The sequence below is a fragment of the Paraciimarium castrense LEGE 11436 genome (assembly GCF_056633055.1).
In genome coordinates this window covers 1-1,510 of record NZ_JBSJOW010000014.1, presented here as the reverse complement: position 1 = coordinate 1,510, position 1,510 = coordinate 1, and the positions used below count along the sequence as shown (strand labels likewise).

The 1,510-nt window shown below is 62.8% G+C and carries 1 protein-coding gene; it reads left to right on the top strand.

Features of this window, described 5'->3' with window-relative positions; all coding sequences use genetic code 11:
* Positions 1 to 229: 229 nt before the first annotated feature.
* Positions 230 to 1,081, top strand: a complete 852-nt coding sequence (locus ACWJIO_RS13820; RefSeq protein ID WP_186697241.1) for a phycobilisome rod-core linker polypeptide — start codon at positions 230 to 232, stop codon at positions 1,079 to 1,081.
* Positions 1,082 to 1,510: the final 429 nt, after the last annotated feature.

Sequence of the window (1,510 nt, the reverse complement as noted above, 5' to 3'; positions counted from 1 at the left end):
CCCCCCCAAAGGGGGGGGATCGGCTCCCTCGCCCCCATCTGGGGGCTTTTGCTTGGCCACAATCCAAACCAGCTTCCAGGCAGAGAGGCGGTGCAGCCGGGCCAGACAGTCCGCCAGCAGGGCGTGGGCTGTGAAGATTGCCTTAGGGCTTGAGTGATAAGCCTGAACCACCCATAGGCTTTCTCGACATGCGCCGGCGTTTCGGCGCAGCCTCCCTCAGCCAGCCGCCATGACCCTCGTCAACGCCTCTCACCTCGGAATCGAACGCTTCAGCGGTGATCGCAACAAAGAGAACTGGAGCGTCAGCTCCCAACAGGACAAGGCCAGCCTGGTGCGGGCTGTCTACAGGCAGGTACTGGGCAATCAATACATCATGGACAGCGAAAGGCTCACACAGCCGGAATCGCTGTTCAGGCACAACTTATTGACCGTGCGCGAGTTTGTGCGGCAAGTGGCCAAGAGCGGCCTCTACCGCAGCAAGTTCTTTGAGAACTGCAATCCCTATCATTTCATTGAGCTGAACCACAAGCATCTGCTGGGGCGGGCCCCCAACGACAAAGCAGAAATGCTGCACCACTTCACAATTCTGCAGAACGAAGGTGTTGATGCAGAAATCGATTCCTACATCGACAGCCCTGAGTACCAGCAACGCTTCGGCGAAGAGGTTGTTCCCTTCGTGCATGGCTGGGACTACTCCAGCGGGCAGCAGGGCCGGCAGTTCTCCTGGCTGATGCAGCTCGCCCGTGGCGTGGCCGCCTCGGTGAAGGGCGACACCTCGGGCACCAACTTCCGCCTGGGCAAAGCGCTTCACCAGGATCGGGCCGTGCCGGTGGTAAGCCCCAACGCCAAGGGAGCCGGCTACCAGCCCACCCAGGTGCCGAACGAATCGATCACCAGCATGGCCCGCGGCATCGGCCAGAAGGCTCGGGTGTACCGCATCGAGGTCACCGGGCTCACCAACTACCGCCTGCACAAGCGCGCCAGCACCGCCCGCTTCGTGACCTTCGACAAGATGCTGGAAACCCAGCAGATGATTCACCGCCAGGGCGGCCGCGTGGCCAGCGTGACACCGGTCAACTGAGCCGGCTGTTGCAGCCGCCGGGGCCGGGCCAGGAGCTTGGGGCTGGGCTAGGGGGGGCTTGAGACGATCACTGCGGTGACCGTTCGTAAAGCTGGCTCCCGCTCCCAGCCCCTCTCCCCAACAATGGACCTGTGTTTTGGCCTCCGTGCCTGCAACGCCGCCTCAACCACCGCAGTGACCCACCCCTCACCGCGTGCCGGTTGGCCACCTTTGCAGGCACAACGCCTGGTGCACCACCCTCCCTACCGCCCGTGGTTCTCCAGAAGCTTCGGGCCTCGGGGAGCGAGGGCAGAGCGGAGCTCTCCAGGCTCGTCAGGCCAGGCCTGACCGATACCACCACTGCACGACACTTCGTCCCCAATCAGGAGATCTAACCATGTTCGACGCCTTCACCAAGGTTGTAGCCCAGGCTGATGCCCGGGGCGAATT

Bases quoted from the DNA above. Each gene is read 5' to 3' on its own strand.
- ACWJIO_RS13820 (WP_186697241.1), top strand. From the start codon at position 230: ATGACCCTCGTCAACGCCTCTCACCTCGGAATCGAACGCTTCAGCGGT.